Below are 15,050 nucleotides of genomic sequence, written 5' to 3'. Positions count from 1 at the left end.
AGCCGCGGATGAGTTGGCCAGGCGGTCGCGTTGCGGGGAAACCCGTACCGAGGAACGTCCGGGCTCCGTAGAGCAGGGTGATGGTTAACAGCCACCCGGGGCGACCCGCGGGAAAGTGCCACAGAAAATAACCGCCTCCGGCCTCGGCCGGCGGTAAGGGTGAAAAGGTGAGGTAAGAGCTCACCGCGTCGCTGGTGACAGCGTCGGTCAGGGTAAACCCCACCCGGAGCAAGACCAGACAGGATGCGTTTGAGGGCTGCTCGCCCGAGCATCCGGGTAGGTTGCTAGAGGCGTGCGGCAACGTACGTCGTAGATGGATGGCCGCCCGTCGTGCCCCGTGCACGGCGACAGAACCCGGCGTATCGGCCAACTCATCCGCCTAGGCAGTGCCGCGCGCATGCTTCAGCACCGGCTACCTTGACGGCGGGCTACCGGTTCAGCGCGGCGAGCAAAGTCGGGCATGGTAGTGGCATGAGCGATTTCGATATCAGCGGCAAGACGATGGTCATCACCGGCGCCACCAGCGGAATCGGCAGGGGCCTAGTTGACTACTTTGTCGACCGCGGCGCGGTGGTCGCGGCTGTCGGCGGCCACGACGCCACGGTGGAGCAACTGCGCGATGAGATGGCGTCAAGCGGGCGATCGGCGCGGACCTACGCCGCGGATCTACGCGACGTGTCGCAGATAGGACCACTCTTCGACCGGATCGCGGAAGACCACGGCCGGATCGACATCTTGGTTAACAACGCCGGCATGGGCAAGCCGATCCCCGCCATCGACGTGACGGTCGAGGACTGGGACACCATGATGGACCTCAACCTGCGGGCAGCGTTCTTCTGTGCGCAGGCGGCCGCCCGCCACATGCTTGACCGCGGCTACGGGCGGATCATCAACATGAGTTCGCAGATCTCGGTGGTCGCCAACCAGGACGAGGTGGTCTACTGCGCCTCCAAGGGTGGTCTGAACCAGGTGACACGGACCCTCGCCCTAGAGTGGGGTGGCGCAGGCGTCATTGTCACCGGTGTGGCGCCGACCTTCACGTACACGGCAGGCACGGCAGATCGGCTCGACACACCAAGCTTCCGCGACGCAGTGCTCTCCAAGATCCCCCGCGGACGCTTCGCCACCATCACGGACATTGCGGCGGCGGTGCAGTACCTCGCCAGCGATGCAGGTGAGATGGCTAACGGATCGACCCTCATGGTGGACGGCGGCTGGACCATCGTCTGATCGGATGGAGGGGTGGCCTCCCATACCGACTCATCGACCCTCTTGGACTACGGCCCGGTGAGGCGCCCCACCTGTCGTCGCGCCAAGGCGCCGAACGCGGCCGCCATGATCACCAACACGATCATTGCCAGTAGCCAATTGCCAACCGACGCAGTCCACAGCGGGTCCTGAGGCCCGTGCGGGACCAGGTCGCGCAGGTCCATGCTGATGGCACTCGCGGCGTATCCCCACCGCGATGGCGCCAGCGCGGCGAGCGCCGCGAGTCCCGCGCGGTCCGTCACGGAGAATAGTCCTCCAGACAACACCAGTTGTCCCATCACCATGACCACCAGGATGGGCATCACCTGTTCAGAGGAACGGATGACAGCCGACAACCACAGGGACACCATGCACGAGGCGAACGCGGTGGCGCCGATGGCTGCCGTCAGTTCCAGGCCAGCGCCAAGCGACGTGCCCAGCAGCATGCCGCCGTCTGGAAGACTCAAGAACAGCGAGAACGTGACCACCAGAATCGCCGCCTGAACCGCGCAGATCGCCGCGAATACCAGCATCTTCGCCGCGGTGTAGGCCGTCGCAGACAGGCCGGAACTGAGTTCGCGGACGGCGATGACGCGCTCGCCCACCACCTCACGGCTCGACGCGGCCGCGCCCATGAACACCGCTCCGGTGATCAGGATGACCAACAACTGTGAGGGCTCGGATGGCGAACCGATGCTGGGCAGCGACAGGCCCTGACCGCCAGGAACCACCAGCGCCAGCAAGGCAAGCACCACGGGGACCAGGCCCAGGAAGGCGCTGTATCCGCGATCAGCCCACAGCAGCCGCAGGTGTCGCCTGGCCAACGTGAGCGTCTGCTTGCGGGTGACCGCGGCGTCGGCCGTGCCAGCAGGGGCGCCAGCTGCTCGCCGTGTCGTCACGCTTCGTTGCTCGCCGGGTCCCGTGATGTTGTGGGCATCCACGTAGCGCTGGTGAGAGGCGGCGGGGTCGCCGGAGACCTTCCTGAACACGGTGGACCACGACGATGCTTGGAAGGTGGCCAGCAGCTTCGCGGCGGTGCCTCTGAACGCGGGCAGGCCGCCGGGCGCGAGAAGCAGTACCTCGTCGCACAGGTGCAGGCTTGCGGGGGTGTGGGTGATGACAATGACGATGCGGCCCGAATCGGCGATGGTGCGAAGTGCCACCATGATCTGTTCGTCGAGGTCGGGATCGAGGCCCGACGTGGGCTCGTCGAGGACCAGAAGAGACGGTTCCGTGATGAGTTCGAGTGCGGTCGATACCCGCTTGCGCTGGCCGCCTGACAGTTGAGACACGCGGGTGTCCAAGTGACCGGTCAGCCCGAGTTCCGCACTGACCTGCGCCACACGCAATTGGCCGTCTTCCGTACTTGCCGACCCTGCGAGGCGCAGCTCGGCGGCGAACGACAGGGCCTCGCGCGCGCTGAGGTGACGATGCACGATGTCGTCTTGGGGAACGAAGCCGACGCGCTGCCTGAGCGCCGCGGAATCAGTGAAGCTGTCGAGGCCAGCGTAGGTGACGGTTCCCGCGGTGGGCTTGACGCTGCCGGTGAGCACCTTGGCAAGCGTCGACTTGCCTGAGCCGGAGGGGCCGATCACCGCCATGAGCGTGCCGGGCTTGAGGTCGAGGTCGATCGTGCTGAGCAGGGTCTTGCCGCTGCGCAGCGTGTATCCAACGCCGCGTGCCTCGAGGCGGTCGCCACTGGTGCTCGGGATGAGGCGGCCAGCCTTGAAGTAGTGATCTGAGCCGCCCACGGTCACGCGATCGCCGTCCTTCAAGGTCGCCGATTCCACGCGTGTGCCGTTGACAAACGTGCCGTTGGGCGTCGAGAGGTCGACCAGTTCCCAGCCGTTGTCCAGCGCGACTACCTTGGCGTGATTGCGGGACACCCCCAGGCCCTGGACCACCACGTCGTTGTCTGGAGCGCGACCAATCCTCACGGTGCGAGAACTCGGCGTCCCGGCGGGATTCAACTCCAGCGTCGGCCCGCTGCGGGCGTCCGCGAGCCGCACCACGGTGGGTTCGTCGACTGCGAGGTGGTCGATGGGCACACCGTCCACAAAGGCTCCAGCGGCGGCGTCGATTCTCAGGTGCCACTGGCCGTCTTCTCGGTAGACCACGGCGTGCCGCCGCGACACCCGCAGGTCCGTGACGTGTGCGGTCGATCCGGGTTCACGCCCGATCGTGTGTGGGCCATCGGTGGCTACCGTGACAGAGGTGCGCGAGCCCCCTGCGTCAACAACAGTGATGATGAGGGGCGAGACGGAACTCTCACTCACTCGCTGCTCTCCGCCGGCACTTCATCAGGGCTTCCCAGAATGCGGGCGTCGGCAAAGACTGAGTAGGGTCGTCCGGATCCTGCGACTCTGGTGGCTCTGAGTTCGAGCCTGAGAACACCAGTGACATCGACCGAGACAGCTTCGCTTGCTCCGAAGCTCAGCGTCGAGTCGTGAAGCAGTCGGCCGTCTCCATAGATCTCGAACTTGATCGAGACATCGGACGGTGATTCGTCGCTCGCGCCCAACGTGGTGCGGAACTCGCGATAGTCCCTTCCCAAGTCAAAGCCAGCTTGGCTCGGGTCGTCGTAGTACAACCGGTATGTCACCGACCTGGTGTAGGTGACGCCTGAGACGCTGGCTGGACCAGAGCCGATGCTCCCCTCGACGGGACGCATATCCGCCAAGAAGTCGATCACGGGTTGGCGTGCAACTGTCAGCAGCACTTGCTCTTCGAAGGGCTCACCTGCTTCGGGAGATTGCGCGACCACTTGACCGTCAGGCACGTCCTCGTTGAGCACGTCGGCGGTCGTTACCGTGATGCCAAGCCCCTCGAGAGTTGCGAGCGCATCGTTCAGACTGCTCTGCGTGACATCCGGAACGGTGGTGGGCTCCTCAGCGACCGTGAGCGTCACCGTCTGGGGGTCTTCCGCATCGGCCTCTGGGTCTTGGGCCAAGACCGTGCCCTCGGGTTCGCCGCTGGGTTCGTAGACCACCACGGGGATGATGTCGATCTCGGCGAGGTCGGCGCGCGCCTCAGCAAGAGTGAGTCCCACGAGGTCAGGCATCTCCACGGGAACGTCGGGTCCGGAAACCGTCAGCGTCACGGTCTCTGGGCTGGCGGTCCCTGGGGCAGGATCTTGCGCCAAGACGATGCCTTCTTCGCCCTCGGTGGCCTCATAGACCACGTCGGGGATGATGGACAGCGTCTCGAGTTCGGCCTTCGCCTCGTCAAGAGTCAGGCCCACGAGGTTCATCAGTTCGCCCTCGGCGACCTGTTCGGTGCCTCCATCTCCACCGAACATGCCAGACGTTGCGGCAAAGACTGCGCCGCCGCCGAGAATCACCACGGCAGCGACGGCAATGATGATGGCCATGCCGCGCCGCGACTTCTTGGTCGCCGATGACGCTGCGTAACCGAAGCGACCTGAGACGGTACCCATGGCGAGGCCCTGCGCCCACACCACCACGTCGGTGGGACGGCGCGCGGGGTCGCTCGACAGCATCGCCATGAGGTGGTCGGCGAAGCCCTCTCGATCGCTCACCCCGTCCACCTGGAGCAGTTTGGCGCGCGTGGCGGCCTGATCCGAAAGGTTGGGTGCCTCCCCGGTGTACAGGAAGTATGCGACGGCCCCAAGGCCGTAGCGGTCCGAGGCTTCGCTAGGTGGCAAGCCGCCCAGCACCTCGGGAGCGAAGTATTGGGGGGTGCCCACGATGGTCAACGCATCGGGACTCGCGAGGCGTGCCAGCCCGAAGTCGACGAGCGTGGTCTGACCGTTGGTGCCCACAATCACATTGGCTGGCTTAATGTCGCGGTGGAGCACGGGCGCGCCACCTGTCGCGGTGCCCGAGTGCAAGTGCGCCATCGCCGCGGCGAGCCCACTGACCATGCGCGACACCGTCAGCGGGTCGCGTTGGGGGTTGTCCCGCACCCACGAGCTGAGGTCCTGGCCGGCCACATAGTTCATGACGACGTAGAGCGTCTGCTCGGACGGCTCAACTTCTTTGTCTGCGTTGACCGCGCGTCCAGCGAAGTACTCGCGAACCTTGACAATCCCGGGGTGATCAAGGCTCTTGAGGATCTCCGCTTGATCGGCAACGCGCCGCGACGACTCGTCGAAAGACACCCCTGGCACGGCGTGGATGGCCTTGATCGCGACCGGAAGGGTGCCGTCGCCGACCACGACGGTGGCCTCCCACAGATCGCCCTCGCCTCCGCTGGAAAGGCGACGTACCAGGGTGTAGCGCTCCGGCGCCTCTTCAGGCCCCACGTGGCCGTTCGTCTCGGTGGACAATTTCCCCCCCAGTTGGTGTGTGCGTGCACTCATCCTAGTGGCGGTCTTCGAGGCAGTGTCAATGCGCGTTTCGCGGGTGTGGCGCGCCGCAAAAAAGGCCGTCCGCGGCGCGGTTCCGCGTGCCATTCAGCGTGAGAGAGGAACGGACACCGAGCACAAGAGCGCCCTCACGGAGACTTCGCACGCGTCCGGATCCGCGAACGACGAGATGTCAAGCCGCGCGCTCCCAAAGCACGTGCGATAGAAGCCAGTTGCGGTCCCTACTGGCGCGTCGTTGACCTCGTACTCCGACTAGTTCCCGGGCCCGCCGGAGTCAAGGGTGGAGAACGACCCCTCGGGGTTGTCGCAAAAGACGACGGTCTCGCCAGCGGAGGTGTAGTCGATCTGAACGTAGGTGTCGTCGACAAGGTCCGACGAGAAGTCGAACGGATCGGCGGTGTCGGAAGAGTCGCTCGGCAAGCCGGCGGGACCAGCCGTGGCGGTGGTGGCAGAGCTCTCAGCAGGGGGATCGCCCTTGAGCGAGGCGCACGGCGAGGAGACCTACGCGGCTGTTGGGATCATGCCGCAGAAGAGGCGTGCCCGCGAAGGCCGTCTTAGTCCCTTGGACCCAGGACCAATGTGGGGCGTACGTCCGGGGTGGAGGCACGATAATGCCCGTTAGGGTATCGCTGGAGACAATTCCGCAAATGCAAAGAGGTACCCATGACGTCTGTAGCGAGCGCGAAGCCTCTCGAGGCCGACAAGACCGCGCACCCAATGACCCTCGGTGTCCCTGCGGAAACCAAGAAGGGCGAGCGGCTGGTCGCCGCAAGCCCCAAGACGGTAGGCCAGCTGGTCGCCCTCGGCTATGAAGTAATTGTCCAGAGCGGCGCAGGGCAACAGGCCACTTTCTCGGACGAAGACTACGCCGACGCTGGCGCCACTATCGGAGACGCGAAGGCCGCCTGGGGCGCCGACGTCGTCACAGCCGTGAACCCACCCGGCACCGCGCAGTTGGCCAAGATGCGCAAGGGCGCCGTGCTCATCTCAATGATGAGCGCGCCGTCGAGCCCCGACTACATCGCCGACCTCGCCAAGCGCGGAGTCACCGGCATGGCGCTCGACGCCGTGCCGCGGATTTCGCGGGCACAGTCGATGGACGTGCTGTCGACCATGTCGAACGTGGCGGGCTACCGCGCCGTCATCGAGGCCGCGGAGAACTTCGGCGGCATGTTCACCGGTCAGGTGACAGCTGCGGGCAAGACGCCTCCTGCCCAGGTCTTCGTGATTGGCGCAGGCGTTGCCGGACTGTCAGCGCTCGGCACCGCGACAAGCCTTGGCGCCGAGGTGAGGGCATTTGACGTGCGCCCCGAGGTAGGGGAGCAGATCGAATCAATGGGAGCGACCTTTGTGCAGGCGGAAGCCGCACAACAGGAGGTCTCGGCCGACGGCTACGCGAAGGAGCTGTCGAAGGAGCAGGAAGAGCTTACGGCGGCGATGTACGCCGAGGAGACCGCGAAAGCCGACGTGGTGATCACCACTGCGCTCGTGCGCGGCAAGGCGGTTCGCACCATCTCGGCGGAGATGGTCGCTGGCATGAAGCCGGGTTCGGTCATCGTCGACCTCGCCGCTGTCGGCGGAGGCAACTGCGAACTGACCGTCCCTGGCGAACGCATCGTCACAGACAACGGCGTGATCATCGTGGGCTACACCGACCTCACCAGCCGCATGCCCCAGCACACCTCGCAATTGTTCGGCACCAACATCGTCAACGTCATGAAGCTCATGACGCCAGAGAAGGACGGCCAGGCGGTGGTCAACCTCGAGGACGAGGTGGTGCGCGGCATGACCGTCGCGCATGCGGGGGAGGTGCTCTGGCCGCCGCCCCCTGTGAAGGTATCTGCGGGAAGCGACGCACCGCCTGCGGCACCAACGACCCCCGCGATCGACCCCGCCGAGAAGGCGCGCCTCGACGCGCAGGCCGCGGCCAAGAAGGCCACTCGACGCATGGTCACGTCTGCCGTCGCCGCAGTGCTCGTGGTGCTTGCCGTCTCGTTCTCGCCGTTGTCGTTCGTGTCCTACTTCACGATCTTCGCGTTGGCCGTCGTGGTCGGCTTCTACGTGATCTCCGGAGTGTCGCACTCGCTGCACACCCCCCTCATGGCCCAGACCAACGCGATCTCAGGGATCATCCTGGTGGGTGCCCTTCTGCAACTCGGCTCCACGAACATCGCCGTCCTGGTGATGTCATTCGTGGCCGCGGCCATCGCGTCCATCAACATCTTCGGAGGCTTCCTCGTGTCCTACCGAATGCTCGGCATGTTCCGGAAGGAGGCCTGATCACCGTGACGATCATCGGACTGATTCAAGGCCTGTACATCGTGGCAGGCATCATGTTCATCCTGTCGCTCGCCGGACTGTCAAAGCAGACCACTGCGCGCGGCGGCAACATCGTCGGCATCATCGGAATGGGACTCGCCCTGCTGGCCACCGTCGGATACTCGATCTACCAGTCAGCCGAGTTCCCTGACGACCGCCAGCCCGTGTGGCTCACTGCCGTGCTCATCGTTGCCGTGTTGGCGATCGGAGCTGCCGTGGGCACGCCCATCGCGCGCCGCGTCGAAATGACGCAGATGCCGGAACTCATCGCGGCCTTCCACTCCTTTGTGGGTCTCGCAGCCGTGCTGGTGGGCATCAACTCCTACATCGCCGACCACGGGGGAGGCGCGGTGCACCTCGTCGAGGTGGCGTTGGGCGTGCTGATCGGCGCCTACACGTTCACCGGTTCGGTGGTCGCGTACCTCAAGCTCTCGGCCAAGATGAGTTCTGCGCCGTTGGTGCTTCCCGGCCGCAATGCCCTCAACATCGGCGCGTTCGTCGTGTTCCTGGCCCTGATGTTCTGGCTGGTGGCTGTCGGCGAGGAGAACCAGACTCTCGGCGTCGTGTTGGTTGTCGCGATGACCGTCATCGGCTTCGCCCTCGGCTGGCACATGGTGGCCGCGATCGGCGGCGGCGACATGCCGGTTGTGGTGTCGATGCTCAACAGCTACTCCGGCTGGGCGGCCGCAGCCGCTGGCTTCCTGCTCGGCAACAACCTGCTGCTGATCACGGGTGCACTCGTCGGGTCCTCCGGTGCCATCCTCAGCTACATCATGTGCCGCGCCATGAACCGTTCGTTCATCTCGGTGATCCTGGGAGGCTTCGGCTCCGACGGCACCGCCCCGGCACCAGGGGCGGATGGGCCGGAAGGCGAGTACACCGAGATCACCGTCGACGGCGCGGCCGAGGCACTCGCCACCGCCAAGTCGGTCATCATCACCCCTGGCTACGGCATGGCCGTCGCGAAGGCCCAGTACCCCGTGGCGGAACTCACCCAACGCCTGAGGGCGCGCGGCATCACCGTGCGGTTTGGCGTCCACCCGGTCGCTGGTCGCCTCCCTGGCCACATGAACGTGCTGCTGGCCGAGGCGAAGGTGCCTTACGACATCGTCCTGGAAATGGACGAGATCAACGACGACTTTGCTGGCACAGACGTGGTGCTCGTGATCGGTGCGAACGACACTGTGAACCCTGCGGCCAATGACGACCCGACGTCGCCCATCGCGGGAATGCCGGTGCTTGAGGTGTGGAACGCACGTCAGGTGATCGTCTTCAAACGGTCCATGGCCACAGGCTACGCAGGCGTGCAGAACCCGCTGTTCTTCAAGGAGAACACGGACATGCTGTTTGGAGACGCCAAGACTCAGGTTGAGGCGATCGTGGCGGCGCTGCCGGTGGGTCAGAAGGTCTGACCACGTCGGCGGCTACGGAGTGTCCTCCGTAGCGCCACCGGCCGTACGCTCGCGTTCTGTGAGGCGCCGCTGGTACTTGCGGTCGTCGTTGGCGTACGCGTAGTACAGGCCAATCAGTACGCCGCCGCCCACGAAGTTGCCCAGCAACACGATGCCGATCTGCGCGAGCGCGGCGCCGAGGTCGATGCCGCCCTGAAATCCGACGATGCCGAACAGCACCGAGTTCGCGACCGAGTGCTCGAAGCCCACGAACGCGAAGACGAACACGCTCATGATCATCACGAAGGACTTGGTGACGTCGTCGTTGATGCGGCCGTTGTAGACCAGCAGGATCGCCAGGTTGATCATGAAGTTGCAGAAGACCGCGCGCACGAACAGGTCGGACCACCCGGCCACGCCGCCCGCAACGTACTCCAACTTGTGGTCGACCCCCGCCTCCATTTGTGCCCCGACGGAGCCGTCACCGAGCGTGGATCCGAACACCAGGAGCGCGACGGCCAGGCCGCCGATGATGTTGCCGGCGTAGCACAGCACCAGAATGCGCAGTGCTCGCCACGGCGTGGTGCGACGGTAGTAGCCGCCGATCGACACGATCATCATGTTGGAAGTGAGGAGTTCGGAACGGCTGTAGTGGATGAACACCAATGCCACACCGAAGACAAGCCCGCCAACCATGCGGCCGATGCCGGACCAGGCGTCGCCCCCCGCCTCGCTGAACGCGCTCAGCACCGCGTAATAGGTGAGGTACATGACGCCGATGATGACTCCGGCCATGCCAGCCCTCATGAGGTACACACGCGCCAGTCCGCCGCTCATGGTGGACTTGGTGTCAAGAGCGTCGATCACTGTCGAGATGAAGTGCTTGCCAGGGAACAACGCGTTCTGATCGGTCATGACACCACGGTACTCACGTGCGCGCACGCCCGTCTCGATTCCTCCGCGTCGGCGTGCTGGCGTCACCCCTGGGCTTGTGGGGGATAACCTCGCATGGTGAGCAATCCCGGCGGCGGTGGCCGCCCCCAAGAGCCGCGCCGGCCGTCTGGGCAGCAACGTCCGATGCCGCCATCGATTCCGCCGCGCGAACGACCCGCGGCGCCAGCTGCCGCTCCGCGCCGCGCCCCGATGCGGGAGCGTCAGGGTCCCGCCTCTGAGCGCCCTCAGCGCACCCAACCTGGGAGCCCGCGCTCCGGTCCACAGCCGCGCCGCGAAGGTGGAAACGGCGGCGCGAACGTGGGTACACGCGGGACCGGTGGCACCCGCGGCGGTGCAGGCGGCGCTGGGCGCACCCAGCAGGTGCGTCGCCAGGCGCCGCGCAAGCGCCACCGCATCCGCAACGCACTGCTGGCCCTGCTATCTGTGGTGATCCTCGTACTGGCTGCGTTCTGGTGGTGGGTCGAGGGAAGGATCACCCACGTCGACGCGCTCAGCGGTGTCCCTGGCACGCCAGGACAGACGTACCTCATCGTGGGTTCCGACTCCCGCGAGGGGTGGGGGGACGACGGCACGGTGGGGGCACGTACAGACACGATCATGCTGATCCACCAGCCCGAGAGCGGGCCGACAGCGCTCATCAGCATCCCGCGCGACTCGTATGTGGAGATTCCCGGCTACGGCGGCAACAAGATCAATGCGGCCTTCGCCTATGGTGGCCCGCAACTCCTGGTGCAGACGGTGGAGAACCTGTCCGGCCTCACGATCGATCGCTACGTCGAGGTCGGCTTCCTCGGCGTCACCGGCATGGTCGACGCGGTGGGCGGAGTCGAGTTGTGTTACGACGCAGACGTCAACGATCCGTACAGCACGCTCGTGTGGGAGGCCGGCTGTCATCAGGCGAACGGCTCTACCGCCCTCGCCTTCTCCCGCATGCGCTACGCGGACCCACTCGGCGATATCGGTCGCACGGCTCGTCAGCAGCAGGTCGTGTCGGCCGTGGCCGACGGCGTGATGTCGCCGTCCACGCTGCTCAACCCCACCAAGCTGGTTCCCGTTGCGTCAGCAGGGCTCGACTCCTTCCGCGTGAACGACGGCACGGGGGCGTTCGATCTGGTGAGAATGGCCATGGTGGTGAATGACGCGCGCGGACCGGACGCCGTGACCGGAACCCCCCCGATCGCGAGCATCAACCACCGGGTAGAAGGCGTGGGATCCACCGTGCTGCTCGACCCCGACACCATCGGCGAGTTCTGGCGCACCATCGCGGACGGCGGATACGCCCCTGGTACACAGGTCGGCGGGATCTCCTAGCGCAGACGTCAGGTGGCGAGGCCTTCGCGGATCACAGCGTGGGGTAGTCGGGCAGAGAGGCGCTCAGCCCCCAGCGGATGGCTCTTGTCGCCAGCGCGGCACCAATAGGGCCGATGGTGCGGTTGGCGCCGCCTCCGAGTTCCAGTTGCTCGCGAGCCCACTCGGGCAGGAGCGCGACGGCCCCTGCCGCCATGAGCGAAAAGGGCACCTTCGCGGCCGCGGGCAACGGCGGCTCGTGAAGCAGAAACTTCGCGGTGTCCAGCGCGGCCGGAGTGGCGACAAGCTCCGGCCGATACGACTCGAGGCACTCAGCGAGGTCAGCGACGGTGGTGGGCACGCCCGTGGCACCGAGCGCGACGGCGACGCGCGCCGTTTGGGCCACGTACTCATCCGCCCGCTGCGCGCTCAGAGGCTCCGCACCGTAGCGCTGGTGAGCGGTGAGAAAGGAGTCCGCCTCCGCCACATGGACCCACAAGAGCAGGTGAGGGTCGCTCGCGTTGTAGGGGCGACCATCTGGCGCCTTCCCTCGCACCCTGTCGTGGACCGCACGGATGCGGTCGACCATGGCCTGCGCGTCGTCCGCCGCGCCGAACGTCGTCGTGGCCAGAAAGGTCGAGGTGCGCTCGAGGCGGCCCCAGGGGTCACCCCGATAGCCCGAGTGGCCCGCGACGCCAGCCATGGCCAACGGGTGAAGCGACTGCAGCAACAACGCGCGCAAGCCGCCGACCCACATGGAGGCGTCGCCGTGCACTCGCCGGATGGCGCTGCCTTGAGGAAACCAGCGTGGTCCAGGGGTGCCGTGCACGCGCTCGCGCGCGGCGTGGCCGTCCTTGCCAGCAACCCTGGCGAACAGCGCCTCGCCAACCCGCGCACGTGTGCGAGTAATGGGGTTGGTAGTCATCTGTCCAGTATCACCCCGGACCGCGCAGTGACCGTACCGTGCGGACTCAAGAGCTCTGGCGGATCGGCCGCGCACCCCAAATGCGGTCGAGGTAGTCCCGGATGGACCTGTCGGAACTGAAGAAGCCCGATCTGGCCACGTTCAGCACCGCAGAGCGGCTCCACGCCTCGTGGTCGAGGTACGCAGACTCGACGCGGGACTGCGCGTCCATGTACGCGCGGAAGTCGGCGAGGGCCATGAAGCGGTCGCGTTCCGTGAGGGAGGCGAACATCGAAGCCACCGCGCCCCCGCGATGACCCTCGGTGAACGCGCCAGAGGCAATCAGGTCAAGGGCTGCCTTGAGGTCGGGGTCGGACTCGTAGTAGCTACCTGGGTTGTAGCCGCTCGACTGGAGCGCTGCCGCCTCCGGCTCGCTCATGCCGAAGAGGAAGAAGTTCTCGTCTCCCACGAGTTGCCGAATCTCGACGTTGGCGCCGTCGTCCGTCCCGACCGTGAGCGCGCCGTTGAGCGCGAACTTCATGTTGCCGGTGCCGGAGGCCTCCTTGCCAGCGAGCGAGATCTGCTCAGACAGGTCGGACGCCGGGATAAGCCTCTCGGCCAAGGTGACGTTGTAGTTTGCGGGGAAGGCGACTTTGAGGCGGCCCTTCAACGAGGCGTCGGCGTTGATGGTGCGCCCCACGGCGTTGATGAGCTCGATGGTCTCCTTGGCTCGCACGTAGCCGGGCGCTGCCTTCGCGCCAAACACGAAGGTGCGCGGCGTGACGGAATCGAGCGGAATGCGGCCCGACTGAATCCCCTCGTACAGCGACACAATGTGCAGCAGCTTGAGGCTCTGGCGCTTGTACTCGTGGAGGCGCTTGACCATCGCGTCGACCATGGCGTCGCCCGCGATCTCAATGCCGTCCCTGGCAGCGAGGACGTCTGCAAAGTGCCTCTTGTTGGCCGCCTTGACTTCGCGGAAGCGCAGTCTGAACTCCGCATCGTCGGCCAGCGGCTCCAATTCGCGCAGGCGTTCCAAGTCCGTGATCCAGCCGTCGCCGATGGCCTCGGTGATGAGGGTTGACAGGCGTGGGTTGGATAGGCGAATGAAGCGTCGCGGCGTCACGCCATTGGTGACGTTCGTGAACTTCTCCGGCCACATCTGAGCAAAGTCGTAGAGCACCTTCTCGGCGAGCAACTCCGAGTGGAGTTCGGCCACGCCGTTGACCTTGAGGCCAGCCACGGTCGCGAGGTGGGCCATACGCACGGCCCGCACCGGCTGCTCGGCGATGATGGACATGCGGTGCATGCGCAGGGCGTCGCCGGGGAAGCGATCTTCGACATCCTCGAGGAACTCGTCGTTGATGCGGTAGATGATCTCCAGGTGGCGGGGGAGTAGCTTGCCCAACAAGTCGACCGGCCAGACCTCGAGAGCCTCCGGCAGCAGGGTGTGGCACGTGTAGGCGAAGATCTTCTGGCACACGGCCCACGCGTCGGCCCATTCCCAGCCGCGCTCGTCGACAAGCAGGCGCATCATCTCTGGCACCGCGATCACTGGGTGGGTGTCGTTGAGTTGCCACGTGATGCGGTCGGGCAGGCGCTTCAGGTCGAAGTCTGCTGGCAGCACGTTCTCGAGGAAGTCCCGAAGCGAAGCGGCCACAAAGAAGTACTGCTGCTGGAGTCGCAACTCCTTGCCTTGCGGGGTCGAGTCCTCCGGGTAGAGCACCTTGGAGATGTTCTCCGCGAAGGTGCGAGCGCGCACCGCCGCAACGTAATCTCCGGAGTTGAACGTCTGGAGATCGAACTCGCGGGTGGCGCGTGCGCTCCACAGCCGCAACGTGTTGACGCGCCCGTTGCGGTAGCCGGGCACCATGTAGTTGTACGGGACGGCCGTGACGGTCCAGTCGGGCGTCCAGGTGCGAGCGCCGTCAGGGCCAGCTGCCGCGGGCCCGGTGGTGCCTCCAAAGTTCACCTCGACCGCGTTTTCTGGGTGAGGCAGTTCCCAGGGCGACCCCAGGCGCAGCCAGTGATCGGCGCGCTCCACTTGGCGACCTCCCTCGAAGGTCTGGCGGAAGATTCCGTACTCGTAGCGAATGCCGTAGCCGATCGAGGGAACGTCCAAAGTGGCGAGCGAGTCGATGAAGCACGCTGCGAGGCGTCCCAGTCCGCCGTTGCCAAGGCCCGGCTCGATCTCCATGCCCCTCAGTTCGTCGAGGCTGACTCCCAGATCGGCGAGCGCCTTGGACGCGATGTCCTCGAGGTCGGCCGCCAGCATGCTGTTCTCGAGTTGGGGGCCTAGAAGGTACTCGGCCGAGAGGTAGGCGACCACCTTGGCTTGGTCCCTGTACTGATTGCGCAAGGTCTCGAGCCACTGCGTCGTCAGGTAGTGGCGGACCGTGCGGGACAGCGCCAGGTACTTGTCGTTGACGGAGGCGCGGTCGAGGTCAACTCCTTGACCAAAATTGAGTTCCCGCAAGAACTCGCGGGAGAAGCTCTCGACGGTGTGGAGGCGGGCGGAGACAGGGGGAGGGGTGTTGTTCACACGCAAGAACTTAGCCGCTCTGGAGGCACGTGAGTTCACACCTTGGGCCCGCTGATTGGGGTTCGCCCATGTGCCTGG

The 15,050-nt window shown here is 65.7% G+C and carries 10 protein-coding genes and 1 other RNA gene; 5 read left to right on the top strand and 6 right to left on the bottom strand.

The genetic code is table 11. The annotated features are described in order from the left end of the window. Positions 1-9: 9 nt before the first annotated feature. Both rnpB and QZZ33_RS03835 read left to right on the top strand, forming a co-directional pair. Positions 10-378, top strand: an RNA gene (rnpB, locus tag QZZ33_RS03840) — RNase P RNA component class A. A gap of 93 nt (positions 379-471) precedes the next feature. Continuing rightward, positions 472-1,230 (top strand): SDR family oxidoreductase, encoded by a 759-nt coding sequence (locus QZZ33_RS03835; protein ID WP_291378316.1) that lies wholly within the window; start codon positions 472-474, stop codon positions 1,228-1,230. 47 nt (positions 1,231-1,277) lie between these two features. Here QZZ33_RS03835 and QZZ33_RS03830 read toward each other — a convergent pair whose 3' ends face one another. From QZZ33_RS03830 to QZZ33_RS03820, 3 genes are all read right to left on the bottom strand, one after another. Further along, positions 1,278-3,524 (bottom strand): ATP-binding cassette domain-containing protein, encoded by a 2,247-nt coding sequence (locus QZZ33_RS03830; RefSeq protein WP_291378315.1) that lies wholly within the window; start codon positions 3,522-3,524, stop codon positions 1,278-1,280. Continuing rightward, complete coding sequence (locus QZZ33_RS03825) at positions 3,521-5,536, bottom strand: PASTA domain-containing protein (RefSeq protein WP_291378314.1); 2,016 nt, start codon at positions 5,534-5,536, stop codon at positions 3,521-3,523. The genes QZZ33_RS03830 and QZZ33_RS03825 overlap by 4 nt, the downstream gene beginning before the upstream one ends. A gap of 291 nt (positions 5,537-5,827) precedes the next feature. Continuing rightward, complete coding sequence (locus tag QZZ33_RS03820) at positions 5,828-5,995, bottom strand: hypothetical protein (protein WP_291378313.1); 168 nt, start codon at positions 5,993-5,995, stop codon at positions 5,828-5,830. A gap of 297 nt (positions 5,996-6,292) precedes the next feature. Here QZZ33_RS03820 and QZZ33_RS03815 point away from each other — a divergent pair, with 297 nt between their 5' ends. Both QZZ33_RS03815 and pntB read left to right on the top strand, forming a co-directional pair. Beyond that, entirely contained in the window at positions 6,293-7,855 is a 1,563-nt protein-coding gene (locus QZZ33_RS03815; RefSeq protein WP_291378347.1) for a Re/Si-specific NAD(P)(+) transhydrogenase subunit alpha, read from the top strand. A 5-nt stretch (positions 7,856-7,860) separates the two neighbouring features. Beyond that, positions 7,861-9,306 (top strand): Re/Si-specific NAD(P)(+) transhydrogenase subunit beta, encoded by a 1,446-nt coding sequence (pntB, locus tag QZZ33_RS03810; protein ID WP_291378312.1) that lies wholly within the window; start codon positions 7,861-7,863, stop codon positions 9,304-9,306. Positions 9,307-9,318: 12 nt separating this feature from the next. Here pntB and QZZ33_RS03805 read toward each other — a convergent pair whose 3' ends face one another. After that, positions 9,319-10,200 carry a formate/nitrite transporter family protein gene (locus tag QZZ33_RS03805; RefSeq protein WP_291378311.1) on the bottom strand — a complete coding sequence of 294 codons (882 nt, stop codon included), beginning with the start codon at positions 10,198-10,200 and terminating at the stop codon, positions 9,319-9,321. Between the two features lie 336 nt (positions 10,201-10,536). Between QZZ33_RS03805 and QZZ33_RS03800 the strand changes: the two genes are divergently transcribed. Then, the gene (locus tag QZZ33_RS03800) at positions 10,537-11,550 is read left to right on the top strand and encodes an LCP family protein (RefSeq protein WP_291378310.1); all 1,014 of its coding nucleotides are present in this window, start codon (positions 10,537-10,539) and stop codon (positions 11,548-11,550) included. Positions 11,551-11,581: 31 nt separating this feature from the next. Here the strand turns inward: QZZ33_RS03800 and QZZ33_RS03795 are convergent, their stop codons facing one another. Beyond that, entirely contained in the window at positions 11,582-12,451 is an 870-nt protein-coding gene (locus QZZ33_RS03795; RefSeq protein ID WP_291378309.1) for an oxygenase MpaB family protein, read from the bottom strand. 46 nt (positions 12,452-12,497) lie between these two features. Continuing rightward, a complete protein-coding gene (locus QZZ33_RS03790) occupies positions 12,498-14,972 on the bottom strand; it encodes a glycogen/starch/alpha-glucan phosphorylase (protein ID WP_291378308.1) in 2,475 nt (824 codons plus the stop codon). Between the last annotated feature and the right edge of the window lie 78 nt (positions 14,973-15,050).

Source organism: Demequina sp. (assembly GCF_016278775.1).
In the GTDB taxonomy this organism is placed as follows: domain Bacteria; phylum Actinomycetota; class Actinomycetes; order Actinomycetales; family Demequinaceae; genus Demequina.
This window is presented reverse-complemented; position numbering and strand designations above follow the sequence as displayed.

Excerpts from the sequence above, each read along its gene's own strand:
- QZZ33_RS03835 (WP_291378316.1), top strand. The coding sequence starts at position 472 with ATGAGCGATTTCGATATCAGCGGCAAGACGATGGTCATCACCGGCGCC.
- QZZ33_RS03815 (WP_291378347.1), top strand. The coding sequence starts at position 6,293 with ATGACCCTCGGTGTCCCTGCGGAAACCAAGAAGGGCGAGCGGCTGGTC.
- QZZ33_RS03805 (WP_291378311.1), bottom strand. The coding sequence starts at position 10,200 with ATGACCGATCAGAACGCGTTGTTCCCTGGCAAGCACTTCATCTCGACA.
- QZZ33_RS03795 (WP_291378309.1), bottom strand. The coding sequence starts at position 12,451 with ATGACTACCAACCCCATTACTCGCACACGTGCGCGGGTTGGCGAGGCG.